General features: G+C 69.1%; 23 protein-coding genes and 1 tRNA gene. 5 read left to right on the plus strand and 19 right to left on the minus strand.

What is annotated here, in order from left to right; all coding sequences use genetic code 11:
* The 12 genes from A4R43_RS33745 to A4R43_RS33800 form a co-directional block, all read right to left on the minus strand.
* Window positions 1-1,287 carry a hypothetical protein gene (locus A4R43_RS33745; RefSeq protein ID WP_162788683.1) on the minus strand — a complete coding sequence of 429 codons (1,287 nt, stop codon included), beginning with the start codon at window positions 1,285-1,287 and terminating at the stop codon, window positions 1-3.
* A complete protein-coding gene (locus A4R43_RS33750; protein ID WP_113695792.1) occupies window positions 1,284-1,856 on the minus strand; it encodes an acyltransferase in 573 nt (190 codons plus the stop codon). The genes A4R43_RS33745 and A4R43_RS33750 overlap by 4 nt, the downstream gene beginning before the upstream one ends.
* The gene (locus tag A4R43_RS33755; protein WP_113695793.1) at window positions 1,853-2,959 is read right to left on the minus strand and encodes a DegT/DnrJ/EryC1/StrS family aminotransferase; all 1,107 of its coding nucleotides are present in this window, start codon (window positions 2,957-2,959) and stop codon (window positions 1,853-1,855) included. Before A4R43_RS33755 ends, A4R43_RS33750 begins: the two co-directional genes overlap by 4 nt.
* Window positions 2,956-4,212 (minus strand): glycosyltransferase, encoded by a 1,257-nt coding sequence (locus A4R43_RS33760; protein ID WP_113695794.1) that lies wholly within the window; start codon window positions 4,210-4,212, stop codon window positions 2,956-2,958. The genes A4R43_RS33755 and A4R43_RS33760 overlap by 4 nt, the downstream gene beginning before the upstream one ends.
* On the minus strand, window positions 4,209-4,847 hold the full coding sequence (locus A4R43_RS33765; protein ID WP_113695795.1) for a NeuD/PglB/VioB family sugar acetyltransferase: 639 nt from the start codon (window positions 4,845-4,847) through the stop codon (window positions 4,209-4,211). The genes A4R43_RS33760 and A4R43_RS33765 overlap by 4 nt, the downstream gene beginning before the upstream one ends.
* Window positions 4,844-5,971, minus strand: coding sequence for a DegT/DnrJ/EryC1/StrS family aminotransferase (locus tag A4R43_RS33770; protein ID WP_236808448.1), 1,128 nt, complete (start codon window positions 5,969-5,971; stop codon window positions 4,844-4,846). Before A4R43_RS33770 ends, A4R43_RS33765 begins: the two co-directional genes overlap by 4 nt.
* On the minus strand, window positions 5,968-7,134 hold the full coding sequence (locus tag A4R43_RS33775) for a glycosyltransferase family protein (protein WP_113695796.1): 1,167 nt from the start codon (window positions 7,132-7,134) through the stop codon (window positions 5,968-5,970). Before A4R43_RS33775 ends, A4R43_RS33770 begins: the two co-directional genes overlap by 4 nt.
* Window positions 7,131-11,240: a DUF4082 domain-containing protein gene (locus A4R43_RS33780; RefSeq protein WP_113695797.1), complete on the minus strand. Its 4,110-nt coding sequence runs from the start codon at window positions 11,238-11,240 to the stop codon at window positions 7,131-7,133. The genes A4R43_RS33775 and A4R43_RS33780 overlap by 4 nt, the downstream gene beginning before the upstream one ends.
* Window positions 11,241-11,509: 269 nt before the next feature.
* Window positions 11,510-12,472: an NAD-dependent epimerase/dehydratase family protein gene (locus A4R43_RS33785; RefSeq protein WP_113695798.1), complete on the minus strand. Its 963-nt coding sequence runs from the start codon at window positions 12,470-12,472 to the stop codon at window positions 11,510-11,512.
* On the minus strand, window positions 12,469-13,512 hold the full coding sequence (locus A4R43_RS33790) for a Gfo/Idh/MocA family protein (protein WP_113695799.1): 1,044 nt from the start codon (window positions 13,510-13,512) through the stop codon (window positions 12,469-12,471). The genes A4R43_RS33785 and A4R43_RS33790 overlap by 4 nt, the downstream gene beginning before the upstream one ends.
* 101 nt (window positions 13,513-13,613) lie before the next feature.
* Entirely contained in the window at window positions 13,614-14,825 is a 1,212-nt protein-coding gene (locus A4R43_RS33795) for a BtrH N-terminal domain-containing protein (RefSeq protein ID WP_236808450.1), read from the minus strand.
* A 145-nt stretch (window positions 14,826-14,970) separates the two neighbouring features.
* Window positions 14,971-15,906, minus strand: a complete 936-nt coding sequence (locus A4R43_RS33800; protein ID WP_113695800.1) for a YncE family protein — start codon at window positions 15,904-15,906, stop codon at window positions 14,971-14,973.
* A gap of 193 nt (window positions 15,907-16,099) precedes the next feature.
* On the opposite strand from A4R43_RS33800, the gene htpX reads away from it, so the two are divergent.
* Entirely contained in the window at window positions 16,100-16,957 is an 858-nt protein-coding gene (gene htpX / locus A4R43_RS33805; RefSeq protein WP_113695801.1) for a zinc metalloprotease HtpX, read from the plus strand.
* A gap of 6 nt (window positions 16,958-16,963) precedes the next feature.
* Here the strand turns inward: htpX and rfbA are convergent, their stop codons facing one another.
* Window positions 16,964-17,842, minus strand: a complete 879-nt coding sequence (gene rfbA, locus A4R43_RS33810) for a glucose-1-phosphate thymidylyltransferase RfbA (RefSeq protein ID WP_113695802.1) — start codon at window positions 17,840-17,842, stop codon at window positions 16,964-16,966.
* A gap of 84 nt (window positions 17,843-17,926) precedes the next feature.
* On the opposite strand from rfbA, the gene A4R43_RS33815 reads away from it, so the two are divergent.
* Window positions 17,927-18,793 (plus strand): alpha/beta fold hydrolase, encoded by an 867-nt coding sequence (locus A4R43_RS33815; protein WP_113695803.1) that lies wholly within the window; start codon window positions 17,927-17,929, stop codon window positions 18,791-18,793.
* Between the two features lie 4 nt (window positions 18,794-18,797).
* The gene (locus tag A4R43_RS33820; RefSeq protein WP_113695804.1) at window positions 18,798-19,412 is read left to right on the plus strand and encodes a TetR/AcrR family transcriptional regulator; all 615 of its coding nucleotides are present in this window, start codon (window positions 18,798-18,800) and stop codon (window positions 19,410-19,412) included.
* Here A4R43_RS33820 and A4R43_RS33825 read toward each other — a convergent pair.
* Together A4R43_RS33825 and A4R43_RS33830 are read right to left on the minus strand one after the other, a co-directional pair.
* The gene (locus A4R43_RS33825; RefSeq protein ID WP_113695805.1) at window positions 19,385-20,542 is read right to left on the minus strand and encodes a sialidase family protein; all 1,158 of its coding nucleotides are present in this window, start codon (window positions 20,540-20,542) and stop codon (window positions 19,385-19,387) included. The genes A4R43_RS33820 and A4R43_RS33825 overlap by 28 nt on opposite strands.
* 114 nt (window positions 20,543-20,656) lie before the next feature.
* Window positions 20,657-21,148 (minus strand): YajQ family cyclic di-GMP-binding protein, encoded by a 492-nt coding sequence (locus A4R43_RS33830; protein WP_113695806.1) that lies wholly within the window; start codon window positions 21,146-21,148, stop codon window positions 20,657-20,659.
* A gap of 117 nt (window positions 21,149-21,265) precedes the next feature.
* On the opposite strand from A4R43_RS33830, the gene A4R43_RS33835 reads away from it, so the two are divergent.
* Window positions 21,266-21,347: transfer RNA gene (locus A4R43_RS33835), tRNA-Tyr, on the plus strand.
* Window positions 21,348-21,469: 122 nt separating this feature from the next.
* Here A4R43_RS33835 and A4R43_RS43500 read toward each other — a convergent pair.
* Window positions 21,470-21,625 carry a hypothetical protein gene (locus A4R43_RS43500; protein ID WP_205215125.1) on the minus strand — a complete coding sequence of 52 codons (156 nt, stop codon included), beginning with the start codon at window positions 21,623-21,625 and terminating at the stop codon, window positions 21,470-21,472.
* A gap of 514 nt (window positions 21,626-22,139) precedes the next feature.
* Window positions 22,140-22,337, minus strand: coding sequence for a hypothetical protein (locus A4R43_RS44280; protein ID WP_236808452.1), 198 nt, complete (start codon window positions 22,335-22,337; stop codon window positions 22,140-22,142).
* 515 nt (window positions 22,338-22,852) lie between these two features.
* On the opposite strand from A4R43_RS44280, the gene A4R43_RS33855 reads away from it, so the two are divergent.
* Complete coding sequence (locus A4R43_RS33855) at window positions 22,853-23,617, plus strand: DUF5131 family protein (protein ID WP_113695807.1); 765 nt, start codon at window positions 22,853-22,855, stop codon at window positions 23,615-23,617.
* Here A4R43_RS33855 and A4R43_RS33860 read toward each other — a convergent pair.
* Window positions 23,610-24,737, minus strand: coding sequence for a three-Cys-motif partner protein TcmP (locus tag A4R43_RS33860; RefSeq protein ID WP_162788684.1), 1,128 nt, complete (start codon window positions 24,735-24,737; stop codon window positions 23,610-23,612). The genes A4R43_RS33855 and A4R43_RS33860 overlap by 8 nt on opposite strands.
* Before the next feature lie 452 nt (window positions 24,738-25,189).
* Entirely contained in the window at window positions 25,190-25,885 is a 696-nt protein-coding gene (locus A4R43_RS43005; protein ID WP_162788685.1) for a hypothetical protein, read from the minus strand.
* Window positions 25,886-26,045 lie beyond the last annotated feature (160 nt).

A 26,045-nucleotide genomic window follows, 5' to 3' on the forward strand; every position in this document is an offset into this window, starting at 1 on the left:
CTAACCTCCGGTGATTTTGTAGACGTGGTAGCTGTGTTCGGCGGTGAAGGTGTCGGTGAGGGTGCCGTTCACCACGGGAATGCTGCGGTTTTCGAACAGCACGGTCGCCTCACCGCCCAGTCCGGCGGGCAGGGTCAGCGTGTGCGCGCCCGGCGCACTTCCCTGGCCTGGCATGGCGAAGATGTAGGTGGCGCCGTCGTGTCGCTTGAACATGGTGTCCAGGTCCGGGCTGAACCGGTGCACCAGCGACTGCGTGTTCAGCACCGGCGCCAGCTCGGTGATCCGCCGGTTCACCTCGGTCACGGCGGGCCGGATGGCGGCACCGCAGGCATCGCGCAGCACGTGTTGTGAGATGCACTCGCCGCCGAAGTTGTGGTTGAAGTAGATGATGCCCCGCGCTTCGTGGATCAGGGAGTTGAACACCGCGCCCGCCAGCTGCTCGCCGGTGATGGTGGGCGAATCCGCTTCGGTGAACGGGTGGCCGGTTTCGATCAGGGCGTAGATCGGCTGCAGCTCCCCGTCGGCCTGGTCGAGCGACCGCATCCGGTCCATGGTGCGCCCGTAGTTGGACGCCACCCGGCACTGTGACGGCGGCACCCCGATCGCCGGGCCTTCCGACGGCGACGTGCAGATGTTCGGATCCGTGTACCAGTACAGATCCGCCGACACCGCGGTGGTGTAGTCGTTGACGAACGGCCGCGCCTGCTCGTCGGTCTCCCAGAACATCACGCCCTTGCCGAAGTTCGCATAACGCAGGCGGCCGTCGGGCGGCAGCTTGTCCAAAAGGGACTTCAGCACGGTGTACCCGCACGGGCCGCCGACGCACACCTCACCCTGGCCGGGGGAGTTCCCGGTCCAGGTGCCGTGGCCCGGCCCCGCCCACATGTCGGGTTCGTCGGTGAGCGTCCAGCCGACCGTCTCCGGCCCGGCTTCGGCGTTGGGACCGCTGGGAAGGGCGTGCATCCCGGCCTCGCGCACCAGCGGCAGCGAGCTGTTCGCGGTCAGTTCGAAGTAGGTGTTGATCCCGGCGGCCTTGTCGATCTCGGTGTCCTTCGGGGCGAGCACCGATTCGAACCAGACGCCGATGGGGAAGAACGACGGGTCGGTCCAGGCGGCGGCCTTGTCGAACGCCGAATAGTACGACGGGCCGCCTTCCCAGGGCACCGAAGCGAAGGTCACCGGTGCCGGGAGCCTGCTGGTGGACCCAGTGGACACCGGCGCGGCGGGGGCGCAGGCGAGCGTGACCAGCACGGTTCCGCACAGCGCTGCCTGCCGCGCCGCCCTCATGCCGTTCGCCGCCGCAGGCCGCGGCCGTCGTCGCGGTGTTCGTAGACCGACTGGCACCCGGCGCAGGTCAGCGAGGCGTCCAGCGGCTCACCGCATTCGCACACCCAGCCCTTCTGCCGTGCCGGGTTGCCCGCGACAAAGGCGTGCGCCGGCACGTCCCCCGTGACCACCGCACCGGCCGCGGCGAAGGCGTGCTCACCGATTTCCGTGCCGCACACCACCACCACGCCCGCGCCAAGCGTCGCGCCGTGGCGGACCTTGGTCAGCAGCAGCGAATCCGGGCCGCGCTTGATGTGCGCGCGAGGGCGCAGGTCATTGGTGAACACCACGTTCGGTCCGAGGAAAACGTCGTTCTCACAGGTCACTCCACGGAAGACGAGGGTCGAGTTCTTCACCGTCACGTTGTCGCCCAGCACCGCGCCGTCTTCGACGAACGCACCGTCGCAGATGTTGCAGTCCTTGCCGACCTTCGCCCCCGGCAGCACGTGCGCGAACGCCCACACCCGCGTGCCCGCGCCGACCTGGTCGCTTTCGCACAACCCGTGGGGGTGCACCCGAACCTCGGTCATCGAACCGCCTCCATCAGCACTCGCACCACTTGTTCCTGTTGTGCCGCGGTGATCTCCGGGAAAAGCGGGATCGACAGCAGCTGCCCGGCCAGCCGTTCGGTGACCGGGAAAGCACCCGGCCGGTGGCCGAGCGAAGCGAAGGCGGGCGTGAGGTGCACCGGCGTCGGGTAGTGGATGCCCGCGCCGATCCCGTTGGCCTGCAGGTGCGCGAGGACCCGGTCGCGCTCGGCGACCCGCAGCACGTACAGGTGCCACACGGGTTCGTTGCCCGGCAGCACCTCCGGCGGCTGGACCTCCGGAACGTCGCGCAGCAGCACCGAATACCGCGCGGCGGCGGCGCGGCGTGCCGCGTTCCACCCGGCGAGCCGGCGCAGTTTCGCCGACAGCACCACGGCCTGGAGGGTGTCCAGGCGGCTGTTGAAGCCGAGCGTCGTGTGCTCGTACTTCCGCGGGGAGCCGTGCTCCCGCAGCAGCCTGACGCGTTCGGCGATCCCGGCGTCCCGCGTCAGCACGGCACCGCCGTCCCCGTAGGCGCCGAGGTTCTTGCCCGGGTAGAAGCTGGTCGCCGCGACGTCACCGAGTCCTCCGGCGACCACGCCGTGACGCCGGGCGCCCTGCGCCTGCGCGGCGTCCTCGACCACGAACGCCCCGGCGGCCCGCGCGATCGGCAGGATGTCCTCGACCGCCGCGGTCTGCCCGTACAGGTGCACCGGCAGGATCGCCTTGGTGCGCGGGGTGATCCGCGCGGCGAGCAGGTCCGGGTCGAGCAGCGCGGTCCGCTCGTCGACGTCCACCAGCACGGGCGTGGCGCCGGTGCGCGCCACCGCTTCGGCGGTCGCGATGAAGGTGTTCGCCGGGAGCACGCACTCGTCACCGGGGCCGACGCCCAGCGCCCGCAGCGAAAGCTCGATCGCGTCCGTGCCGTTGCCGACCGCGGCGCAGTGCGCCACCCCGGAGAACGCGGCGAACTCGGCCTCGAACGCGGCGACCTGCGGACCACCGACAAACGCGGTGGCCTTGAGCACCGCCGCCCAGCCGTCGGCGACCTCGTCGGCCACCTGCCGGTGCTGCGCGGCCAGGTCGACCAGGGGGATTCCGCTCATCTGACTGCCCTCTCGCGGGAAAGAACCGGGTTGGCGTTGGCGTCGTCGGTGCGGGCCGTGCCACGCAGGCCCTGGTACTTGCGGTGCAGCTTGTAACCGAGCAGCCCGGCGGCGCTGCGGGCCGCGTCGGCGGCGAGCGGGCCGAGCGGTCGCGGCCCGTACCGCGCGGCGGTGTACTCGCGTTCGAGCAGCTCGGCCGCGCCACGCAGGCTGAACCGCTCGAGCACCAGCTCCCGCGAGAACGCGCCGAGTTCCTGGCGCAGCACGGGATTGGCGATCACGTGGTCGAGCGTGTCCCGCAGCCCGGGCACCCCGGACCCGCGCGACCCCGGCCCCTGCCCGTACCACCCGGCGGACAGGAAGCGTGGTGCCGTCTCGCGGGTCAGCAGCTCGCTGAACCCGCGCTCGCCGACCACCACCAGCGGCTTGCCGAACGACATCCCGCGCAGCGCCGAGCCGCCCTGCCCGACCAGCACGTCCGCGGCGGCGTAGGCGGGTCGCGGGTCGCTGATCTCGCCGGTCAGCACCACCACGCGCGACCTGGCCAGCTCGTTCGCGCGTGCCGCGCGCACCTCGACCTCATCGCGGCTGCGGCCGTCGCCGACGATCACCAGCTGCACCTTCCGGCCCGCCACGGCGAGTTCCCCGACCGCGTCACACGCGGCGAGCAGGCCTTCGAGCTTCAGCTCCGGCACCAGGCGGCAGATCATCGCCAGCAGCGGCACCGCCGGGTCGAGCCCGTGCTCCTCGCGGAACGACGTCTCCAGCTCCGGCCGGTCGGCGTCGGTGTCGACCGGCGGTTCGAGCAGCGTGACCCGCCGGTGCCCGGCGGCGAGCGCGGCCGCCCTGATCTCCTCGGTGCCCACGGTCATCGGCACCGTGCGCGGGAAGAACGGCACCACCGACATCGACATCACGGTGGCGAAAACCGCGGTGTTCCGCCGGGTCGGGTTGGACACTGTGGCCGCCAAGGCCTCCAGCACCGGCGGCCACTCGTGCCCGTGCACCACGTCGATGCCCAGATCGTCGATCAACGAGCCGATCCGCCGCGCCACCGAGGCCGACGGACGACGGCGGTGCAGGGGGATCTCGACGTGCGGCAGTCGCAGTTCATGCACGTGGTCGACCAGCGGACCCGGCTCGGACAACACCGTCACTTCGTGCCCGAGGTCGCGCACGGCCCCGGCCAGCTGCAGCGCGTTGAGCTGCGAGCCGCCGATCTCCATCGCGTGCGGGTAGACCAGCACCCTCACTTTTCCCCCAGTGGTCTCGCCGGTACGCCTGCCCAGGTCTGCCCGGCCGGCACGTCGGTGAGCACCACCGAGCCCATGCCGATCACCGCGCCCTCGCCGATCTTGGTGAACTCGCGGACCAGCGCGCCCTGGCCCAGGTACGCGCACTGTCCGATGTGGACGCCACCGGCGAGCACCGCCCGCGCGGCGAAGCAGCTGTGGTCGCCGACCTCGTCGTCGTGGGTGAACACCACGTGCGGCATGGCCAGCACGTGCCTGCCGACCCGCTGCGGCGCGGTCACCACCACGCCCGCGAACAGGATCGAGCCCGCGCCGACCTCCGTGCCGGGAGCCAGTGACGCGGCCGGGTGCACCACGGTGGCGTAGCGCTCGTCGGGCAGGTCCAGCCGGGCGGCGATGTCCCGGCGCGCGAACGGCCGCCGGACGTTGGCCACGCAGATGACCACCGCCGCGTCCGGCATCTCGTGGACCAAAGTGGACGGTCCGAGCACCCGCAACCCGTCGATGCGGGTGCCGTGCGTGGCGGGGTTGTCGTCGAGCGCGCCGAGCGGGTGCCAGTCCGTCCCGGCCCGCACCGCGGCGAGCGTCTCGCGGGCCAGGCCACCGGCGCCCACGAGCAGCAGCGGCCGCCTCATCGGCTGGCCACCGGGTGCAGCGCGGCGGCGAGCGTGCCTACGACGTACCGCTGGTCCTCTGCGGTGAGTTCGTGGTGCAGCGGCAGGATCAGCGAATGCCGCGTGAGCCGTTCGGTGACCGGCAGCGGGACGTGCGCGTGCCCGGCGTAGGCCGGTTCCAGGTGTGACGCCATGATCCCGCGACGCGCCGAGATCCCGGCTTCGGCCAGCGTGCCGAGCAGCGCGTTGCGGTCCACGCGCTCGTCGAGCAGCACCCAGAACGTCTGGTAGTTCGTCTTGCCGTATGCGGGATCACGCAGCGGCCGCACGCCGGGCACGTCGGCCAGCAGTTCGTGGTACCGCGCCGCCAGCGACCGCCGATGCGCCACCAGCGCCTCCAGCCGGGTCAGCTGCACCAGGCCCATCGCCGCCTGGATGTCGGTCATCCGGTAGTTGAACGCGGTCTCCAGGTACTGCTCGACGATCGCGGTGCCCGCCGCGTGCCGGTCCGCCGCCGACACGCTCATCCCGTGCTCACGCAGCCGCCGCAGGCGCGCGGCCAGTTCGGCGTCGTCGGTGGTGAGCATGCCGCCCTCGCCGGTGGTCAGCAGCTTGCGCGGGTGGAACGACCACGCGGCGAGCGGGGCGCCCGCGCCGACCTGGTGGCCGAGATAGGTCGAGCCGGCCGCGCAGGCGGCGTCCTCGAGCACCGGGATGCTGCCGCACAACCGGCGCAGCGCGTCCACGTCGGCGGGCACGCCGCCCTGGTGCACGGCCAGCACCGCCTTGGTGCGCGTGGTCAGCACTTCGTCCACAGTGGACGCCGTGAGGTTGCCGGTCAGCGCGTCCACGTCGGCGAACACCGGGTCCGCGCCGCAGTAGCGCACCGCGTTGGCGGTGGCGATGAAGCTGAACGAGGGCACCACCACCTCGTCACCCGGCCCCACCCCGATGGCGTGCAGCGCCAGGTGCAGCGCCGTGGTGCACGACGAGACCGCGACACCGTGCGCGGCACCGACCCTGGCCGCGAACGCCCGCTCGAACTCGGCCACCTTGGGGCCCTGCGCGACCCAGCCGGAGCGCACGACCGCCGCCACGGCGTCGGCCTCCTCGTCCCCCAGCATCGGCCGCATCACCGGAATCACGTGGTTCCCTCCCTGATCTCCAGCAGTTCCACCAGGTGGGCCGCGCGGGCGGCCCACGAATGCCGGCGAGCGAACGCGCGCCGCGCCGCCACCCGCGCCCGGGTGGGCGAGGTGGCCAGCGCGTCGAGCACCCCGAGCGCGAACGAATCGGCGTCGCCGGTGATCTCCAGTTCCCGGAACTCGGCCTGCAGCCGCCTGCTGGCCGGGAGGTCCGTGCTCACCACGGGCAGGCCCGCGGCGAGGTATTCGAGCGTCTTCAACGGAAAGGACGCGCGGTTGAACGCGGTGTCCGCGTACGGGGTGAGCCCGACGCCGAACCGCGCGAGGCAGGGCAGCAGCCGCTCGAACGGCACCGGCCCGGTGTGGTGCACGTTGTCCCGCGCGAGCAGCGCGCCGACCCGTTCCGGCTGCCAGCCGGGCGCCCGCGGGCCGACCAGCAGCAGCCCCACCCCGGTGTCCGCGACCGCCTCCAGCAACCGCAGGTCGATCCGGTCGGACAGCTGCCCGCACAATCCGGCGATCTTGTCCGGGAAGCCCGGCGGCAGCTCGATCGGCGTCACCGCGTCGATCCCGGCGTAGGCGCCGGGATCGACCCCGTTGGGGAAGACCACCGGGGTCACGCCGTGGTCCCGCCAGCGCGCGGCGAGCTCCGGCCCGACCGCGAGCACCACGTCCGCCCTGGCCAGGTTCCGCCGCTCACCGGCCACGACCTGCTGGACGTCGATGCCCATCAGCTCGGCACCGGCCACCCAGTCGTCGGTGCCGTAGAGCACCTTCGTCACGCCCGCGCCCCACCGCCCCAGCACGTCGTGCGTAGAGCACGCGATCACCGTGTCCGGCCACCGCCGCAGTCCGCGCAGCACCCGGCGGAGCTGCGCGCGCACCAGCGGCCAGGTGGTGGCGCGCACGCCCGGCCGCGACAGGCCCGGCAGGGCGACCGGGGTCAGCCGGGTCAGCCGGTCGGAAACCGGCCGTGACCGCGGTCGCCACCGCCTGCCCTCCCCGGCGAGCCCGCGGTACCGCGCGGGCGTGGCCGGGGAAACCGGCGGATCCACCCACAGCACGTCCGTGTGCGCGGTGAGGGCCTCGGCGAGCTGGCGCTCCGAGCCCTTCACCCCGTCCCACGGCACGCCCGAGACGAGGACCGTCAGCCGCCCCGTCATGGAGCCGGCTGCCAGACCACGTCGACCCAGTAGTTCGCACCGCGGAACGAGGACTGCGGGAAGCCCGGCCCGACGTGGTAAACGCCGTTGGGCGTGTCACCGCCGGTCGCGCCCGCGGTCAGCGGCGTGCTGGTCACCGCGGTCCGCTCGAAGTAGCTCCCGTCGGCCGAGTAGTGGCCGTTGGGCGCGGTGTACGACGCGATGTAGGACTCACCGGCCTGGATGCCCACCGGGGTGGCGAACAGCAGGGTCTGCCAGCCCGTCGCGGTTTCGTTCACGAAGGTCCCGCTGGCCACCAGCTGACCGCCCGCGGTCCACAGGCTGCCGGTGTGCGTGCCGGTGTTGCCCGGTCCCTTGTAGAACTTCACCCCGGTGACCGTGCCCGGCACCGACGAGCTGAACCGGACGCCCAGCTCGTACGAGCCGCTGTCGTTCTCCGCCTGGACCGTCGGCACGGTGGCCGCCGAGAACAGCGAGCACGGGCAGCTCGGCGTGGTTGTGGTGGTGAACGACCAGGTGGTCGGCGACGGCATGGCGTTGCCGTTGGCGTCGGCCACCTTCAGGTTCGCCGTGTAGGTGGTGCCGGGCGCGAGCCGGGCCGACGGCGTCCAGGTGACCGTCTTCTGGTCGGCGGACAGCGACGCCGTGCCGGACAGCTTCGCCAATCCCGGGTCCTGCAGGGTGAACTGCACGCTGGACGGGTCGATCGGCTCGTTGAAGGTGGCGCTGACCGCAGAGGTCAACGGCACGTTCGTGGCTGCCGACGCCGGGGTGCGGCCGGTGACCGCGGGCGGCGTGGTGTCGCCGTTGAGGCCGTTCTGGAAGATCACGTCGACCCAGTAGTTCGTCGAACCCCACGAGTTCTGCGGGAAGCCGCCACCGGCGCCGTAGCGGTAGACGCCGTTGCCGCCGTCGACCCCTTCACCGAGCGCGCGGATGCCGCCGTAGTCGGCACCGGTGTCGCGGAAGAACGCATTGTCCCCGGCGTAGTGCCCGTTCGGCGCGTAGTACGAGACCACGTAGGTGGTGTTCGCCTGCACCTCGACCGGCGAGCTGAACATCAGCGTCTGCCAGCCGACCGCGCTCTCGTTGACGAAGGTGCCGGTGCGCAGCGGCTGCCCGGCGGCGTTCCACAGCGTGCCGGTGTGCGTGCCGGTGTTGCCCGGTCCTTTGTAGAACCGCACGCCGAGCACGTTGCCCTTGCCGTCGAAGCGCACTTTCGTGCCCAGCTCGACCGGCGACGAGTCGTGCGGATCGGCCTTGTTCACCGGGTGGGTGAAGTCGTCCCAGACCGTGCACGGGCAGGCCGCCGGGCGTGGTGATCCGGTGGTGAACTGCCACTGCACCGGCTGGGCCGCGTTGCCGGCGGCGTCCGAGGCACGCACGGTCGCGGTGTAGACCGTGCCCGCGTCCAGCGCCAGCGACGGGGTGAAGGTCACCTTGCCGCCGGTGACGGACACCGAACCCGGCTCGGTGCCGCCCGGGTAGGTCAGCGAGAACTGCACGGTGCTCGGCGCGACGTTCTCGTCGAAGGTGACCGACACCGGCGGGCTCGCGGTCTTCACCGAGGTCTCCCCGGCCAGCGGCGCGGTGTTCAGCAGCATCGGCGCGCGCGTGTCCGGGCCGGGATCGAGCGCCCACACCACGTCCACCCAGTAGTTCGTGTCCTGGTAGCTGGACTGCGGGAAGCCGGGACCGCCGCCCTTGAACACCCCGTTCGGGCCGTCCACGCCGCTCTTGAGCGCGGTCAGCGGATCGAGCGAGACGCCGTTGTTGGTGAAGGTGAAGTTGTCCGCGCTGTACCGCCCGTTGGGCGCGTAGTACGAGGCCACGTAGGTGACTCCGGCGGTCACCGGTACCGAAGTCGGCAGGGTCAGCGTCTGCCAGCCCGTCGCCGTTTCGTTGGTGAACGTGCCGGTGCCGAGCAGCTGCCCGTCCTTGGTCCACAGGCTGCCGGTGTGCGTGCCGGTGTTGCCCTGTCCTTTGTAGAACTTGATGCCGCGCACGTAACCGTCGGCCGAGGCACGCCACTTCACGCCGACCTCGATCGCGCCCGCGTCGTTGGCCGCCGGATTGGCCGGGGCCATCTGCGGGGTCCAGATGCTGCACGGGCAGGTCCGCGTGTTGACCGTGATCACCCGCGACACCGGTGGCGACAGGTTCGCCGAGTCGTCCACCGCGCGCACCTTGACCGTCGGCGTGCCCGAGGTGGCCGGGGTGAACCTGTACTGCCAGCTGGTGGTGCCCGCGGTCCACAGGCCCGGGTGCCAGGTGGCGCCGTCGTCCACCGAGACCTCGACCCCGGCCACCTTGCCCGCGGCGTCGGTGACCGTGCCGGCGATGGTGTAGTCGGTGCCGACCGTGGTCGGCGGCGCGCTGGTGATGGCCACCACCGGCGGCGTGGTGTCGGTGCTGGCGGTGGCCGCGACCAGGCCCGCCATCAGCGTGGTCGGCTGCACGCCCATGTCCGCCAGCAGGTTCACGGTGGCCTGCTGGATCGCCGGGTCGGCGGTCTGGTCGTGCTCTCCGAATGCGTGCTCGTTGTCCAGTCCCCAGGCCCACTGCACGGTCCCGGCGCCGAAGACCAGCGAGCCGCTGGGGTGCCGGTACAGCGTCAGCGCGTGCGTTTTGGTGCCGGAGCCGTATTCGTCCCCTTCGTTCTGGAGCACCCAGAACCCGTCCATGGTCACCGTGGTGCGGGACAGCTGTGCCGTGCCGGGCGGGGTGAACCCGTTGTCCTCCACGGAATTCCACTCGTAGCCGAGCGTGCCCGGCTGGAAGGTGTACACGTCACCGGCGGGCTTCTGCGCCACCGCGGTGTTGCGCCAGAGGCGCATCTTGCCGTACGCCGACGGCACGGTGAGCGAGTCCTCCCGCTTGCCGTTGACGGTGAAAATGTTGCCCAGCAAGGCGTTCTCCGGCCTGCCACCGTCCGACGGCGGGCTGTAGCGGGCGTCGCGCCAGGTGCCGGTCCAGTCCGGGTGCGGATCGATCTTGCCGTCGTGCTTGGTCTCCTTGTAGCAGACCACGGTGCGCCAGTCGGTCGGCGTGCCCGCGATGCTCGGCTCCCAGCGGGTCTTCCAGAACACCTCGTTGCCGGTCATGAAGGCCAGGTGCACTCCGGCGTCGCGGGCGGCCTCCACCTGGGACCGCTGCTCCTTCGACCAGTACTCGTCGTGCCCGACGGCCATGAACACCTGGTGGTTCTTGATCAGGCGGCCGCGCCGGGCGGTGTCCACGTCGGTGGTGTAGCTCAGGTCGTAACCGTTGCGCTCCATGAACTTCAACATGGGGTACTCGGCGTTGAAGATGAAGTTCTCGTCGCCCTGGCCGTAGAGCGGGCGGTTGTAGCTGACCTTGTACGCCGAGCCCTGCGGGCCGGGCCCGGTCGGATTGGCCGGCTGGCCCGGGGCCGGCTCGTCGTAGGTGGTGTAGTACAGGCTGTTCCCGGCGCGGTTCGGGCCGTTGCCGTAGGTGTTGTAGGCCTGCCAGGTTGAGTCCGAGGTCTGGAACAGGATCTTCGAGGTGCTCGCGTCGTCGCGGACGACAAAGGCGATCTCGTTCTCCGGCGGGTTGCTGGCCAATTCCTCCGGCGTCAGGTTGTTCCGGCGCAGCACCGCGTAGTACAGCCCAGAGGTGGCGTTCGCGGGCACGGTCCAGGTCACCGACGGCGCCCAGTTGCCGCAGTCGAGCAGCCCGGTCGGATCGGTCAGGCAGGCGGGCTGCGACTGGCCGGTGTTCCTGGTCGCGGTGCCCAGGTACCGCGCGCCCTTGCCCTGGTACCAGCCCAGCCGGTAGATGGTCACGGTGTAACCGGGTGCGGCCGTTTTGATCTTGAAGGTGACCGTGGAACCCGGGGTCGCGCTGATGTCGGTGGTGAACCCGGCGATGGTGTCGTCGAAGTTCGTGACCTGCCAGTCGTCGGTGCCGGTGGCTTCGTTCTCACAGGCGATCTTGTTCGCGCAGGCCGCCTGCGCCTGCGCCAGCGCGCCGAACGGGACCGGGGCGGCCACCAGGCAGCCCGCGAGCACGAACAGCACCGCGGCCAGCAGCAGCGGCCGCAACGGCCGCACCCGGCCGCGCTCCCCCGTGGAATGGGCGTGCATGGTCCTGCCTTCCGTTCAAAGGGAGGTCAACCGGCACCGGCGAGAAAACGCGGTGGTCAGACGCCCAGCTGTATCTGACAAAAGCGGAATCGAGGCGGCCTCGAGTGTTGTTACAGCGATCCGGGCTTGCTCACGCTATTGGGCAGTCGCAATTCCATAACGCCCGGACCGGCGAGGAAAGCACTACATAACGTAATGACGAAAAGCAGTAAAGCGGCCGAACAGGTAGGAAATCACGCGCGTCCCGCGAAAACCGCGGCCGGTCCCGCTCAGGCGCTTTGCCGCCACCATTCGACCAGCCCCCGCAGGCCGTCGGGCAGCTTGATCCGGGGCTCCCAGCCGAGGTCGCGCGCGGCGGCGGAGATGTCGGCCAGCCGCCGGGTGACGCCGTTGACCGCGCGTTCCGGGCCGTGCTCGGGTTCGAGGTCCGAGCCCATCGCGGTGAGCAGGTCGAGCGCCAGCTCGCGGAGGCTGGTCTCGGTGGCGCTCGCGATGTTGTAGACGCGGTCGGTGACCGGGGCGCGGGCGGCCAGGATGTTCGCGCGCGCGATGTCGTGCACGTGGACGAAGTCCATCGTCTGCGCGCCGTCCCCGAAGATCAGCGGCGGCCTGCCGTCGGCGATGCGCTCCATCCAGCGGATCAGCACCTCGGTGTAGAGCCCGTGCACGTCCATGCGCGGGCCGTACACGTTGAAGTAACGCAGTGCCACGTAGTCGAGGTCGTACATCGCCTTGAAGCTGCGGAGCATGCCCTCGTTGAACGCCTTCGCGGCGCCGTAGAAGGTGTCGTTGTGGTAGGGGTGGTGGCGCTCGTCGGTGGGGAAGTACTCGGCCAGCCCGTATACCGACGCCGACGACGAGGCGATCACCTTGCGCACCTTGACCGCGGCGGCCGCTTCCAGCACGGTGAAAGTTCCGTCCACAAGGGACTCCAGCGCCAGGCGCGGTTCTTCGGCGCACTGGGTGATCCGGATGGCCGCGAGGTGGTAGACGAGATCGATGCCCTGGGTCAGCTCGTGGACCAGCTCGGCGTCGTTGATGTCCCCCTCGACGACGGTCAGCCGGTCACCTTCGGCGTCGGCCAGGTTCTCGCGACGGCCGCGCACGAAGTTGTCGAGCACCACGACCTCGGCGGCACCCGCTTCGAGCAGCTGGTCCACCACCGCGGACCCGATCGTGCCCGCGCCCCCGGTGACCAGGCACCGCTGACCTTCGATGGGCTGAGGGCTCACGCGGCTACCTCCGTTTTGACGGGGACAAAAGTCCCTCCGGTCGCCAGGCTTTCGCTGGCGGCTTCGAGCAGGGCGAGCACCCGCAGGCCGGACCGGCCGTCGGTGAGCGGGCGGCGGCCTTCGGCGATCGAGCCGGCGAACTCCGCCATCACCGAGCGCAGCGCCTCGCGCTCGGTCAGCGCCGGGGCCACCATGTCGCCGACGCGGTAGGAGATGATCGCCTGCTCGCGCTCGCCGGCGCCCAGGTCGGCGCGCCGGTCCACGCCGCGGTCGTAGATCGACAGCCGCTGGCTCGGGTTCAGGTCGTCCCACACCACCGTGCGGCTCGACCCGCCGATCACCATGGTGCGGATCTTGGTCGGGGACAACCAGTTCACGTGCACGTGGGCCATCGCGCCGCCGGTCAGCCGGATGGTCAGGTGCGCCACGCAGGCCCGCCCGGCGCCGATCGGGTCGGACCCGTGCGCGGCCACCTCCAGCGGTTCCACGCCGTCGGGCAGGATCGCGCCGAACACCGACAGGTCGTGCGGGGCCAGGTCCCACAGCACGTCCACGTCCGGCTGCACCAGGCCGAGATTGATGCGCACCGAGTCCAGGTACTGGATGTCGCCGAGCTCCCCGCCGCGCACCAGTTCCCGCAGGCGGCGCACGGCGGGGGTGTAGCAGTAGGTGTGGTCGAGCATGAGCACCAGCCCGCGGCTCTCCGCCGCCTCGACCAGCCGCCGCCCCTCGGCCAGGTTCGCCGCCAGCGGCTTCTCCACCAGCACGTGCTTGCCCGCTTCGAGCGCGGCGAGCGCGACCTTCAGGTGCGTGCCGGCCGGGGTGGCGATGGCCACCGCGCCGACCGCGTCGTCGGCGAGCACCTCGTCGAGCGACGCGCTCGCGCGCACCGTCGAGTAGTCGCCGAGCACCTGCCGCGCGCGGGAAACGTCCAGATCACACAGGTATTCCAGGCGCAGCCCCGGTGTCGCCTGCGCGTTCCGGACCAGGTTCGGGCCCCAGTACCCGGCACCGATCACGGCCAAGCCGATGCGTTCCACGTCCGACTCCCCGTTCCGCGGGCCCCTTGCGGCCCCGGCTCCACGCTGTGATTCGCCTGGCCACCGGGAGTCGTTACACGGAGCGTGAACGCGTGATCGCGCTACGGTTCGAAAATCACCGACCGCAGGGCGCCGATGGCCGCGGTTTCGGCCTCGTGGATCTCCCGCAGGCGCGCGGCGAGCTCGGCGAACAGCACCTGGACGTCCTTTTTGGACAATGGGCAGACGGCGTCGTACTGGGCACGCAGCATCCACAGCTCCGCCGCGGCCTGCCCGGCCGACTGCTGCATCGCGTCGCCCTCGGTGAAGATGCCGCCGGTGATGGCCGAGGTCAGCTCGCGCATCCTGGCGAACGGCTCGATCGACGGATCGAGCGCGGCGTCGGCGAAACCGTGCCAGAGCCCGTTGATCTCACGCCACCGCTGTGCCTGCTCGGCCAGCGCGGGCAGGTCGAGCACCGCCGCCGATTCGGTGAGCGCGGCGGCGAACAGCCCGCGCAGGCTGCCGCCGGTCATCCCGGCGGGCGTGACACTGTCCCAGATGGACAGCAGCGTCCCGGTCAGTCCGCCGCGGTCGGCGAACACGGTGGGCCAGCCCTTCGGCTTCTGCTCGTCGGTCAGCAGGCGCGCCCAGTTGGCCCAGGCGGGCAGCGAGAAGGAGGCGGATTTCGCGGAGAGCCGTTCGGCGCATTCGGTGAGTCCGGCGCGCACCGCCGCACGCAGTTCCGCCGCGCCGATCCCGTCCTCCGGCGGCCGCAACCGGACCAGCAGGTTCTGGTAGGAGACGACCCGGCTGCGTGCCCGGTCGAAGGCGGCGCGCTCGACGGTCAGCGGGGCCAGGTTGCGGTCGTCGACCAGCACCCGGCCGTTCTCCTCGCCGTAGGCCACCACGAAGTGCCCGCCCATCGCCTCCGTGCTGGCGGGCAGGTGCCAGTAGCCGAGCAGGTAGCGGTCGGGCAGCACGATCACCGGGTGCCCGGCGGCCAGTTCCTCGCTCAGCCGCCGCGCGGCGCCCGCCGCGCCGGTGGTGGTGTGCACCTCGGCCGGCACGCCCAGACGTTCCACAGTGGACTCGAGCCAGGCCTGCGGGTACTGCCAGCGGCCGCGGAAACCGAGCACCAGCGGCTTGTTGCCGTCGTGCTGGAACTCCCACAGCAGGTAGCCAGCGCCGATCCCGCCGGAGCAGGCGAACACCAGCGCCTCGCTCAGCGGTGCGCCGTCCGGGCCGTGGAAACCCTGCCCCGCCAGTACGTTGGCGACCGCCGAGACATCCGGCTGGACGCCGCCGCGCAGCTGGTGACCCTGATTGCCCACTGGTCGTCCTCGGTGCACTCGCCCGGGTAGGAGCGACCAGTAAATTACGTGACGAGCGCCACGTCAACGAGAACGGCTAAAGTGGAGCGACCGCGGGAACCACTTCGCGAATTCGCGGACCAGTTCGTCAGCCGCGCTTCAGCGCTCAGAAACCGGTGATGGCGAGCAGTGCGTCGCGCTGCGGGTCGGCGGCGTAGACGACCCGGGTCCGCTGGTCCACCGCGACGTCCCCGGCGTTGGTGCCCAGCGTCAGCTCGCCGGACACCTCGTTCTTCGTGCCGTCGATCCGGATCAGCCCGTTCGGCCCGCCGTTGCTGTAGACGGTGTTGCTGGACTGGTGCACCGCCACCGCCGACGCCGCGCTGCGCAGCAGGACCGTGGCCTTCTCCGTCCTGGTCGCGCCGTCGACCACGGACATGTGGTGGATCCCGGAGTTCGCCACGTACAGCGTGTTGCTCGCCTCGTGCAGGTCGAGCCCGTCCGGCGCGGTGCCGACCGGGACGCTGCCGACGAACGCCTCGCCGACGGTGTCGAGCACCTCGACCGTCTTGTTCCGCTCGCCGGTGAAGTAGGCAAGCCGCCTGCCGTCGTCGACCGCCACCCCGGCCAGCGGGCCCGCCGGTCCGGGCAGCTTCTCGCGCACCGTGTCGCTCACGCCGTCGAGCACGGCCACCTCACCGGACGGGCCACCGGTGGCGTAGACCGTGTTCGACTCCTCGTCGACATCCACTGTGGACTTCCCGGGCCCCGCCGCGATCACCCCGGCCACGGCGTTGCTGTCGCCGTCGAGCACGGTCACCGTGCCCGTGGCGGCGTTCGCCGCGTAGACCCGGCCGGTGCGCTCGTTGACCGCGATGTCGCTCAGCGGGCCGCCGATGTCGACGGTGGCGACCACCAGGTTGCCCGCCACCACGGTGACGGCCCGGCTGCCCGCCACGTAGACCGCACCGGTGACGGAATTCACCGCGATGGCCGATGGCCGGTCGCCGACGTTGATCGTGACCACCTCCTCGGCGTGCGCCGATGGCGCGGTCACCAGGCCGATGGCCAGTACCAACGTCGAGACCAGCGTTGCCCGCATGGTTCCTCACCGCCTCAGCCGTGGGTAGCGCTCCTGTCGCGTGCTGTCACCTTCCGCCCGACCCTAACTCCTCTCCTGGGTGACCGCCGGTTGTGCGGCCCGCCCGCCCGGGTGAGGATCCCGCCGGAACCTCGTGCGGTCCGCACGCGTTCTGACTCCGGGAGGCCCTGAGCGCGAAGGGAGGCGGCCACCAGTGCACAAGCACCGGAACGGGGTGCGGACCGCCCTGCTGCTGGGCCTGCTCAGCGCGCTGATCATCGCGATCAGCGCCGCCTTCGGCCGCGGCGCGCTGCTGGTCGGCCTGGTGCTCGCGCTGGGCATGAACGGCTTCGCCTACTTCCGCTCGGACAAGCTGGCGCTGCGCGCCATGCGTGCCAGGCCGATCTCCGAAGCCGAGTACCCGGCGATCCACCGCATCGTCCGCGAGCTGGCCACCAGCGCGCGGCAGCCGATGCCGCGCCTGTACCTGAGCCCGACGGCCGCGCCGAACGCCTTCGCCACCGGCCGCAGCCCGCGGCACGCGGCGGTCTGCTGCACCACCGGCATCCTTGAGTTGCTCGACGAGCGTGAGCTGCGGGCCGTGCTCGGGCACGAGCTGGCCCACGTCTACAACCGCGACATCCTGATTTCGTCGGTGGCCGGGGTGCTGGCCAGCGTGGTCAGCGTGGCCGCCAACGTGGCGATGTTCGCCGGGGTGTTCGGCGGCAGCGACCGCGAGGACGACAACCCGCTGGTCACCCTGCTGCTGGTGCTGATCGGCCCGATCGCGGCCGGCATCGTGCGCATGGGCGTCAGCCGGTCCCGCGAGTACGAGGCGGACGCCTCCGGCGCGGAGCTGACCGGCGATCCGCTCGGGCTCGCGTCCGCCCTGCGCAAGCTCGACGCGGGCACGAAGGCGGCGCCGCTGGTGCCCGAGCCGAGGCTGGTTTCCCAGTCGCACCTGATGATCGCGAACCCGTTCCGGCCGGGCGAGAAGTTCTCCCGCTGGTTCTCCACGCACCCGCCGATCGCCGAACGGGTGCGGCGGCTGGAAGAACTGGCTCGCGGCTAAGCCTGGTTACGCCGCGCCCGCCGACTTGGCCACGGCCATCAGGTAGTCGCCGTACCCGGACTTCGCCAGCGCGGCGCCGAGCGCGAAGCACTCGTCCGCGCTGATGAAGCCCATGCGCAGCGCGACCTCTTCCAGGCAGGCGATGCGCACGCCGGTGCGGTGCTCCAGCACCTGCACGAACTGCCCGGCTTCCAGCAGCGAATCGTGTGTTCCGGTGTCCAGCCAGGCAAAGCCGCGGCCGAGGTCGACCAGCTTCGCGCGCCCGGCCCGCAGGTAGGCCAGGTTGACGTCGGTGATCTCCAGCTCGCCACGCGGCGACGGCTTGAGCGAGCGCGCGATCTCGACCACTTCGTTGTCGTAGAAGTAGAGCCCGGTGATCGCCTTGTTCGACTTCGGGTGCGCGGGCTTCTCCTCGATGGAGACGAGCTTTCCGTCGCCGTCCACCTCGCCGACGCCGTAGCGTTCCGGGTCCTTCACCGGGTAGCCGAACAGCACGCAACCGTCCAAGGTGGACACTTCCTGCTGCAGCCTGGTGGAGAAACCCTGACCGTAGAAGATGTTGTCACCGAGCACGAGCGCCACGTCGTCGTCGCCGACGAAGTCCGCGCCGATCACGAAGGCCTCGGCGAGGCCGTTGGGGCTGGGCTGCTCGGCGTAGCTGAAGTTGAGCCCGAAGGTGCTGCCGTCACCGAGCAGGCGCCGGAAGTTCGGCAGGTCGGCGGGGGTGGAGATGATCAGGATGTCGCGGATGCCGGCGAACATCAGCACCGAGATCGGGTAGTAGATCATCGGTTTGTCGTAGACCGGCAGCAACTGCTTGGAGACCGCCTGGGTGATCGGGTGGAGCCGCGTTCCACTGCCCCCGGCCAGCACGATGCCCTTCATACGTTCCCCCATCTCGATTCCGCCTGCACCGGACCACAGTATCGGGTCATTTACATACATACAGTCTGTATGTATTCTGCCCGCATGGAACGGAGCCAGGAACTGGGGGCGCCCGCGGCGGTCGAACTACCGCAGGGCGCGGTGCGTTACTTCGAGCGGGGCGCCGGTCGTCCCGTGGTTTTTGTGCACGGGCTGCTGGTCAACGCCGAGCTGTGGCGCAAGGTGGTGCCCGCCGTCGCCGACGCCGGGTTCCGCTGCGTGGCCCCGGATCTGCCGCTCGGCGCGCACGAACTGCCGCTGCGCCCCGACTCGGACCTGAGCCCGGCTGGAGTGGCCGACCTGATCGCGGACTTCCTGGACGCGCTCGACCTGCGGGACGTGCTCCTGGTCGCGAACGACACCGGCGGCGCGCTCACCCAGCTGCTGCTGACGCGACGGCCCGAGCGCGTCGGTGCGGTGGTCTTCACGCCGTCCGACTGCTTCGAGAGCTTCTTCCCGCCGGTGTTCGCGCCGTTGCCGAAGCTGGCGCGCGTGCCCGGGTTCGGCCTGCTCACCGCGGGGCTGCTGCGGGTGAAACCGTTGCAGCGGCTGCCGGTCGCCTTCGGCTGGGTGGCGAAGCGGCCGGTCGACGCGCGGATCGTGCGGCGCTACCTCGATCCGGCGTGGCGCAGCGCGGGCGTGCGCCGGGACCTGCGGAAGTTCGTCCGCCAGGTGAGCAACCGGTACACGCTGGAGGCCGCGCCGAAGCTGGCCGCCTTCGACAAGCCGGTGCTGCTGGCGTGGGCCCGCGAGGACAAGCTGTTCCCGATGCCGCTGGCGCGGCGGTTCGCCGGGGCGTTCCCGGACGCGCGGCTCGTCGAGATCGAGGACTCCTACACCTTCGTTCCCGAGGACCAGCCGGGCGTGCTGGCCGGGCACATCGTCGAGTTCGCGGGCGTCATGGCAGATTGAGCGGGTGCGGCGAACACAGCGGGACCGGTCGGCGGGAACGAAGAACGCGCTGGTGACAGCGGCGCGCGAGCTGTTCGCGGAGCGCGGTTACCAGGCTGTGCCCGCCGACGAGATCGTGCGCGCGGCCGGCGTGAGCCGGGGTGCGCTGTACCACCACTACGGCGACAAGCAGGGGCTCTTCCGTGCCGTGGTCGAGCAGCTGGAGCAGGAGGTCACCGACGCGATCCGGGCGGAAATGGCCGCGCAGCCGGACTTCCTGTCCGGGCTGGCGGTCGCGCTCACCGCGTTCCTCGACGCCTGCGCCCGGCCGGAGGTGCGGCAGATCTCCCTGATCGACGGGCCGTCCGTGCTGGGCTGGCAGGCGTGGCGTGAGCTGGAGGCGCGGTACGGGCTCGGGCTGATCGAGGAACTGGTGGCGGCCGCGATCGAGCACGGCCTGTTCGAGCCGCGGCCGGTGAAGGTGCTGGCGCAGCTGGTGCTCAGCGCGGTGGCGGAGGCGGCGCTGATGATCGCCTACGCCGACGACCCGGCGGCCACCCGTGCCCAGGCCGAAGAGGCGCTCGGCGCGTGGACGGCCGGGCTGCTGCGGGATCAGAACGCGGGGCCCTTGCCGAAGTAGGCGCGGCACATCCCGTCCGGCTCGAGGTCGGCGGCGATCTGCAGCACGTTCGTGCCGCCGTCCACCGGGAGCAGGGTGGAGCTGTAGTTCGGGCACCAGTGGTCGATCGGCTTGGTGACGCGCACCGGCGCGGGCAGCTCGTACCAGTGCCCGGCGCCGAAGTTGTCGTTGGCGAGCAGGGTGGCGCCGTTGCCGGGCAGCGGGTCGCCGTTGTCCGCGACGAAGATCTGGCCGACCATCAGCAGCCGCGTGCCGTTCGGGCCGCCGGGGAACAGCGTGATGGTCTGGGCGTGCTGGAAGTGGCTGCCGTTGGCGGTGGTGATCTGCGTGCCCGGCGCGCCCGGCTCACCGAAGTTGGCGCCGTCCGGGGAGATCTTGTAGTACGGGTCGCAGAAGTGCTTGCCGTAGTTGCAGATCTCGTAGCCGAAGTAGTAGCGGCCGCCGGGCAGCCTGCGCACGATCGGCATGCCGGGGCGCACGCGGTGCGGCGGGATCGCCATGGTGCGCTGCTTGGTGCCCCAGTTGAGCCCGTCGGCCGAGCCGATCCGGTTGAGCACCTGCGCGAACTGCGGGGCCTCGGTCTCGTCGGCGAAGTGCAGCCAGAGCGTGCCGCCGGCGTCGACGTTGAATTCGGGTTCCCAGATGCCGTCGTGGTTGTGGGAGCGGGCGGCTTCGGAGAGGAAGTCCCAGTCGCGGCCGCCGTTGCGGCTGGCCCAGATCTTGAGCGCGATCCGGCGGCCGGGGCCGGCGTTCTGGCCGTAGCTGGCGGCCCACAGCAGGGTGCCGGCGCGGAGCCGGCCGACGCGCTGGGGGAGTTCGTAGAGGGTGCCGCAGCACATGCCGGTGGCGCCCTCGGGGTCGCGGACCTCGCCGATCTGGCGGAAGGAGGCGCCCTCGTCGTCGCTCTGGAAGATCGGCGCGTACCGGCCGCGGCCGTCCTCGCTGGTCATCGCGGCGAGGATGCGGCCGTTGCGGGCGCCGGAGTGTTCGAGGCGGATCAGCCGGGGGTAGGACCCCATGCCCTCGAAGAGCAGCCGGCGGTCGGCCGTCGCCGCCTGGACCGGGCTGAGCAGGCTTCCCAGTACCGACAGCGAAACCAGCATGGCCAGGCCGGTGAGCACGCGACGCATCGAACCCCTCTCGCACGGCGACCGCGCGATTACACCATGAGGTGGCGCCGGGGCCCGGCTACGTCGCCCACACGGGTGAACCCACGGGGCGCCGTGGCACCCCGCGGGCGGTGGTCACCGGTAGTTGGTGAACTGCAGGGCGATCTCGAAGTCCTTGTTCTTCAGCGCCGCGATGACTTCCTGCAGGTGGTCCTTCTTCTTGCCGGACACCCGCAGCTGGTCGCCCTGGATCTGGGCCTGGACGCCCTTGGGGCCTTCGTCGCGGATGAACTTGGCGATCTGCTTGGCCTTGTCGGAGGCGATGCCCTGCAGGATGCGGCCGTTGACCTTGTAGATCTTGCCGGAGAGGGCGGGCTCGTCGGCCTCGAAGGCCTTGAGGGAGATGCCGCGCTTGATCAGCTTCTCCTTGAACACCTCGACCGCGGCGAGCGCGCGCTCCTCGGTTTCGGCCTCGATCGCGATCGCTTCCTCGCCCGCCCAGGCGACCTTCGCGTTCACCCCGCGGAAGTCGAAGCGGGTGGCGAGCTCCTTGCTCGCCTGGTTGAGCGCGTTGTCCACCTCCTGCCGGTCGACCTTGCTCACCACGTCGAATGAGGGATCCGCCACTGGTTCTCACACCTCGTCATCGCACTAGTCGGTCGGTCCACCCTAGCTTGGCCAGGCCGGGTGCCGAGCCCGCCAGGCCGCCCTGTATTCTCTTCCTCGGCCGGTTGATCCGGCTACGGCAGGTTGCCCGAGCGGCCAAAGGGATCTGACTGTAAATCAGACGGCTTCGCCTTCGGGGGTTCGAATCCCTCACCTGCCACACCAGCCAGATCGGCCCGGTGACCTGCGAAAACAGGACACCGGGCCGATCTTGCTGTGTGCGGCCATGTGCGGCCACAGGCAGCCGTTTGCGGCGGCTCGCCCCAAATGCGCCCCGACGTTTCAGAGCCCGTCCAGCGCGCGCTCGACGCGGTCCCGGGCGGCTTGCTCGCCTCCGTCGAGGCACTTGGCGTAGACGCGGAGCAGGACGGAGAGGCTGTGCCCGGCCCACTTCGCGACCCTGGGCGGCTCCACCCCGCCGTTGAGCCACGTCGACACAGCGGCGTGGCGTAGGTCATACGGTCGCTTGGCGAGCGGGCCAGCGCCACCTCCGGCGTGAAGACGCGTTCCCGAGCTGCCGCCCACACACGGCCATAGACGGTGCTGCCCACCCGGCCGCCGTCACGGGCACCGCGGAACAGGCGGCCGTCGCGCGCTGTGCCGAACCTGACCATGTGCTCGTGAAGCAGCTCGGTGAGCACAGGTGGACAGGGCACCGTTCGGCCGGCGTCCTTCTCCCGGTGCTTCAGCGGAGCCAGTTCATTCGCCGTGCCCGAGTCCGTCCACTCCCGACCGATCTCGGGCCGGGTGCCTTCCAAGTGGAGATCTCCCCAACCCTTCTCCGGCAGGGAGAGGTCGTGCTTGCTGAGGTTGGTCACTTCCTCCGGTCGCAAGGCTGCGTAGTACATGAGCCCGAAGAACGCGACCAGCCGGCGGACCTGGACGCTTTGAACATCCACCCGTCGATGCGCCTTCGCATCGACCACGGCCTGGACGCCGGCCGGACAGCTCCCTACTTGGGTTGAGCCTTCGCTAGCCGTTCCTCGGTGCGCTTCACAGCCTCTTTGAGGATCGGCGCTGCCTTCATCCAGGTCCGGTGAACCGGGTCTTCCGGCGGGTAACGCTTCAGAATCTCCGCGCTCCGCTCGTCATATGTCAGCCGCTCACCGTCGGGACCAGTGGTCAGATCTGCTGTAACCAGGGCGTCCAACGCAGGACTATCTTCGAACGGGAACTCACTGAGTTGTTGCGATAGACCACGTTCGACAGCTTCAAACCGTGCGCCCGAGTGATGCGCCACGAGGTTGACAACCTGGTGACACCACCCTCCGCTCCGGAGATAGCGCGCACCGTCCAGAGGGGTGGAATCGGGTTTGACCTACCTTCGGGGAGTAGCCAACGTCGTGCAGCTAAGCCGCTGCCACAAGCAGGTCCTGCTGCTCTGCCGGCACCGAGTTCTTAAGGCGGTCGGCTTCCGCTGCTACAGCCTGCACGTGCGTCCAGCGCCTGCCCAGAGGCGCGACGAGTTCCCGTGAGAGATCTTGTGCCGCCCGGATGATGGTCATGTGCATCTAGACTACTGCTCTCCCGGTGTCGACGGCATATACACCGAGTGTAATCATGTTGCTGTGGTGTTCGGAGTGTCGCTTCGGCGCGTGCGGCGTCATCTGCACTGGTGTGAGTAGGCCACAAGGGCTATATTCGAACTAGCGTTCGATTTGGCAGATGTCAGGGAGGTGTGGTGTGGGCGGTAGTCGAACGACCATCGAGTGGACCGAAACCACATGGAATCCAACTACGGGTTGTGATCGAGTATCTGCTGGTTGTGACAACTGTTATGCGATGGCTCTTGCGCGGCGCCTTAAGGCGATGGGGCAGCCGCGATATCAGCGAGATGGCGATCCTCGTACTAGCGGTCCCGGTTTTGGGGTTTCCTTGCATCTTGATGCATTGGCGGATCCATTCTCATGGAAAAAGCCACGATTAGTCTTCGTGAACTCAATGAGCGACTTGTTCCACGCGCAAGTTCCGATCTCTTTTGTGCGGGATGTTTTTAAGGTGATGAAAGAAACTCCTCGCCATACATATCAGATACTTACCAAGCGTACTGTGCGCCTGCGCAGGATGGCTGAGAAGCTTGACTGGCCGGAGAATGTGTGGATGGGCACTTCGGTCGAATCTATGGAAGTGGCGTCAAGGGTTGAAGACCTGCGAAGCGTCCCTGCTGCTGTGCGATTTCTTTCATGTGAGCCACTCCTGGGATCTCTTGCTGAAATTGACCTAGGTGGGATCGATTGGGTAATTGTTGGTGGTGAAAGTGGTCATTCTGCGCGTGAGATGCGGCAAGAGTGGGTAGGAGAGATTCGCGATAAATGCATCTCTAGCGATGTGAAGTTCTTCTTCAAGCAATGGGGTGGCCGTAGGCCCACATCTGGTGGTCGAATGCTCGATGGCCGGACTTGGGATCAAATGCCGGTTATCGCTAAGTAAAGGTGATCCAAGTCTTCCCTTTGGCGTAACCCTTCTTTCCAAGTCGTCGGACAGAGATGAGGCCTTCGTTCTCGAGCGGGTTCAGGACGGAGCGTACGTGTGCATCCCTGTAGGGCGTGTATAAAATTGTGTGCTGCTCGATCTCCTCGATGGTGACTTCGCCCGCTCCAGTGAAGGTGTGAACGAGATTTGCTCGTAGGGGTTTGAGGTCTGGGTTGGCTTCAAAGAGTACCGAGACGCCGGCGAGCTTATCGGAGAAGGTGTAGCCGCCTCCGGGATCGATCTTCCACATTGCATCTTTCATGAGCTTAACGCCCTTGATGTGTCGCGTGCCGTGGATCATGTAGTACCCAACGTTTCCGGTGCTATTCTTCATGGCAAACGATTGAACGTGGTCAAACCCTGCCAATTTCTTAAGCTGTCGTTCATAGACATCTTTCAAATGTTCTATCCGGTTCTCTCCATTGAAATCTGAAAGAATGTCACCAACGTCCATGCCGAAAAGACTGCGCATGGCGGACTCTTGACCTTCGCGGGTGATAAATCTGTTTACATGATTCACCATAAAGTTTACGAATATCTCAGTCTTGTCGTAGGATAGCAGGCTGGCAAGTGTGTCCATCGGAAGTCCGCTGTATCCGAATGGGTCAACGAAAGCAAAGGTTGGCGCTAGAGATTTTTTCTGCTGCTTCAAGTAGTCTATTAAGCTTGTGGCGCTCTCGTCGAAGGCGGCGTGCTCTACGTGGACCTTAATCTTGTCTGGCCACGGAGCTCGCTGGGCCTTAAGCTTGTCGATCTCAGCTTGAAGGGAAGCTACGTTATCTGCATCTGCTTCGATGAATAGGAAGACAAATTCGCGATGCGTCATATGTGGGTAATATTGATGGTCTAGCAGATGCTTCAGTGCTATCAGGGGCGACCCTTCGGCTTTGTTGGTATATCGCCCCCGTCCGGCGAAGCCATCCAAGAACAAGATCCGTCCGTTCCAGCGTGACAGGGTCGGGTACCAGCCATCGAGGTAGTATGCAAGTATGTCGTGCTTGGCCTTGGTGTGCGGCGGGTATCCCCATTTCTCCGGCGCTGAGTCCTTCGACATCTCGCCTCCGCTGAGATCGTCCATATGGTGCATTGGGCCAATGAGCGATTCTCTCAGGGGTGCTTCGGGGTGCCAATAGGTCGATCCGGTGATCTTTTACCGCTTTGCCACAGTTCTTTGGTTGTATCGGTTAATGTCCTGCTGTCTTGGCGCTCGGGAGGATGGCAACATTAGGGGTGCCTCACCTTGGTGTGGTTGTTATCGAGTTCGTCGTGCGCTCAAACTTGCGAGCCTGATGTCTCCGAGTGGAGAGAAGCTGAGGTCTGGGTAACCACCTGCTTGGGTGTTCGCCCCGCAGGCGCCCCGACGGGACCGGTTCGGCGAGAGTAACTGCTGGTCAGAGTCAACTGCGATTCCGCACTGTAAATCAGATGGCTTCGCCTTCGGGGGTTCGAATCCCTCACCTGCCACACCAGCGGAAACGCCCCGGTGACCTGCGGAAACAGGTCCCGGGGCGTTTCTCTGCGTCCGGGGTGTCAGCGGCGGCCTGGGACGCGTGGGCCGATCGCGGCGCCGACGACCGAGAGGGCGGTGCCGACTACCAGCAGCCACGGGCCCGCGCCGAGCTGGTCCAGGTGCTTCCCGCCGTCGGTGAAGAGCAGCAGGCTGACGACGTGGTAGAGCAGCGCGGCCCCGGCGATGCCGGTGATCAGGTTCCGCGTCGGGGTGGTGTTGCCGGCGCTGAGGCTCTTCTTCATCAGGCCGCCCCGGCGCTTGATGCTTTTCCGGTCGCGCAGTGAGCCCAGCGTCCACAGCACCGGCGGCACGGCCGACAGCGCCAGCGCGATGATCGCGCCCTGCCGCAGGTAGAGCTTCAGCCACTGCTCGTCCCCCTTGAGGTCGGGGGAGCTGTTCAGGGCATCGTTCAGGTCGGCGAAGTTGGCATCGCCGACCCAGGTGAGGGCGAAGAGGCCGACGATGGCCACCACCGCGCCGAGGACGGCTGGGATGGCGCCCGGGCCGGGGAGGGTGAGGGGCTGCTCGGGGCCCGGCTCGGGCTGCTGCTGGGGATATTGCTGCTGGGGCGCGTACGGCCGCGGTGGCTGGCCCGCGAATGGCTGCCGCGCCGCGCCTTGCTGGTACGGCTGCTGACCCGCGCCCCGAGGGTGGGCGGCGCCCGGCGGGTAAGGCTGCTGACCCGCGCCCGGCCAGCTCGGTCCTCCGTTCGTCATGGTGGCCAACCTAGACCTGGTAGCCGCAGCTCCAGAAGTCGCTGTACGCGCGACGACAGGACGTACGAAAAAACTTCGAACCGGTCCGGGCGGTGCCCCGTGTTGCCCGGTGTCGGTCGCCGCGGGATGGGCGGGGCCGTTCGACCAGTGAAGGAGCAGA

This window comes from Amycolatopsis albispora, from assembly GCF_003312875.1.
Taxonomy (GTDB): domain Bacteria; phylum Actinomycetota; class Actinomycetes; order Mycobacteriales; family Pseudonocardiaceae; genus Amycolatopsis; species Amycolatopsis albispora.

Bases quoted from the DNA above. Each gene is read 5' to 3' on its own strand.
- A4R43_RS33745 (WP_162788683.1), bottom strand. From the start codon at position 1,287: ATGAGGGCGGCGCGGCAGGCAGCGCTGTGCGGAACCGTGCTGGTCACG.
- A4R43_RS33750 (WP_113695792.1), bottom strand. From the start codon at position 1,856: ATGACCGAGGTTCGGGTGCACCCCCACGGGTTGTGCGAAAGCGACCAG.
- A4R43_RS33755 (WP_113695793.1), bottom strand. From the start codon at position 2,959: ATGAGCGGAATCCCCCTGGTCGACCTGGCCGCGCAGCACCGGCAGGTG.
- A4R43_RS33765 (WP_113695795.1), bottom strand. From the start codon at position 4,847: ATGAGGCGGCCGCTGCTGCTCGTGGGCGCCGGTGGCCTGGCCCGCGAG.
- A4R43_RS33775 (WP_113695796.1), bottom strand. From the start codon at position 7,134: ATGACGGGGCGGCTGACGGTCCTCGTCTCGGGCGTGCCGTGGGACGGG.
- A4R43_RS33780 (WP_113695797.1), bottom strand. From the start codon at position 11,240: ATGCACGCCCATTCCACGGGGGAGCGCGGCCGGGTGCGGCCGTTGCGG.
- A4R43_RS33800 (WP_113695800.1), bottom strand. From the start codon at position 15,906: ATGCGGGCAACGCTGGTCTCGACGTTGGTACTGGCCATCGGCCTGGTG.
- rfbA (WP_113695802.1), bottom strand. From the start codon at position 17,842: ATGAAGGGCATCGTGCTGGCCGGGGGCAGTGGAACGCGGCTCCACCCG.
- A4R43_RS33815 (WP_113695803.1), top strand. From the start codon at position 17,927: ATGGAACGGAGCCAGGAACTGGGGGCGCCCGCGGCGGTCGAACTACCG.
- A4R43_RS33825 (WP_113695805.1), bottom strand. From the start codon at position 20,542: ATGCGTCGCGTGCTCACCGGCCTGGCCATGCTGGTTTCGCTGTCGGTA.
- A4R43_RS33855 (WP_113695807.1), top strand. From the start codon at position 22,853: ATGTCAGGGAGGTGTGGTGTGGGCGGTAGTCGAACGACCATCGAGTGG.
- A4R43_RS33860 (WP_162788684.1), bottom strand. From the start codon at position 24,737: ATGGACGATCTCAGCGGAGGCGAGATGTCGAAGGACTCAGCGCCGGAG.
- A4R43_RS43005 (WP_162788685.1), bottom strand. From the start codon at position 25,885: ATGACGAACGGAGGACCGAGCTGGCCGGGCGCGGGTCAGCAGCCTTAC.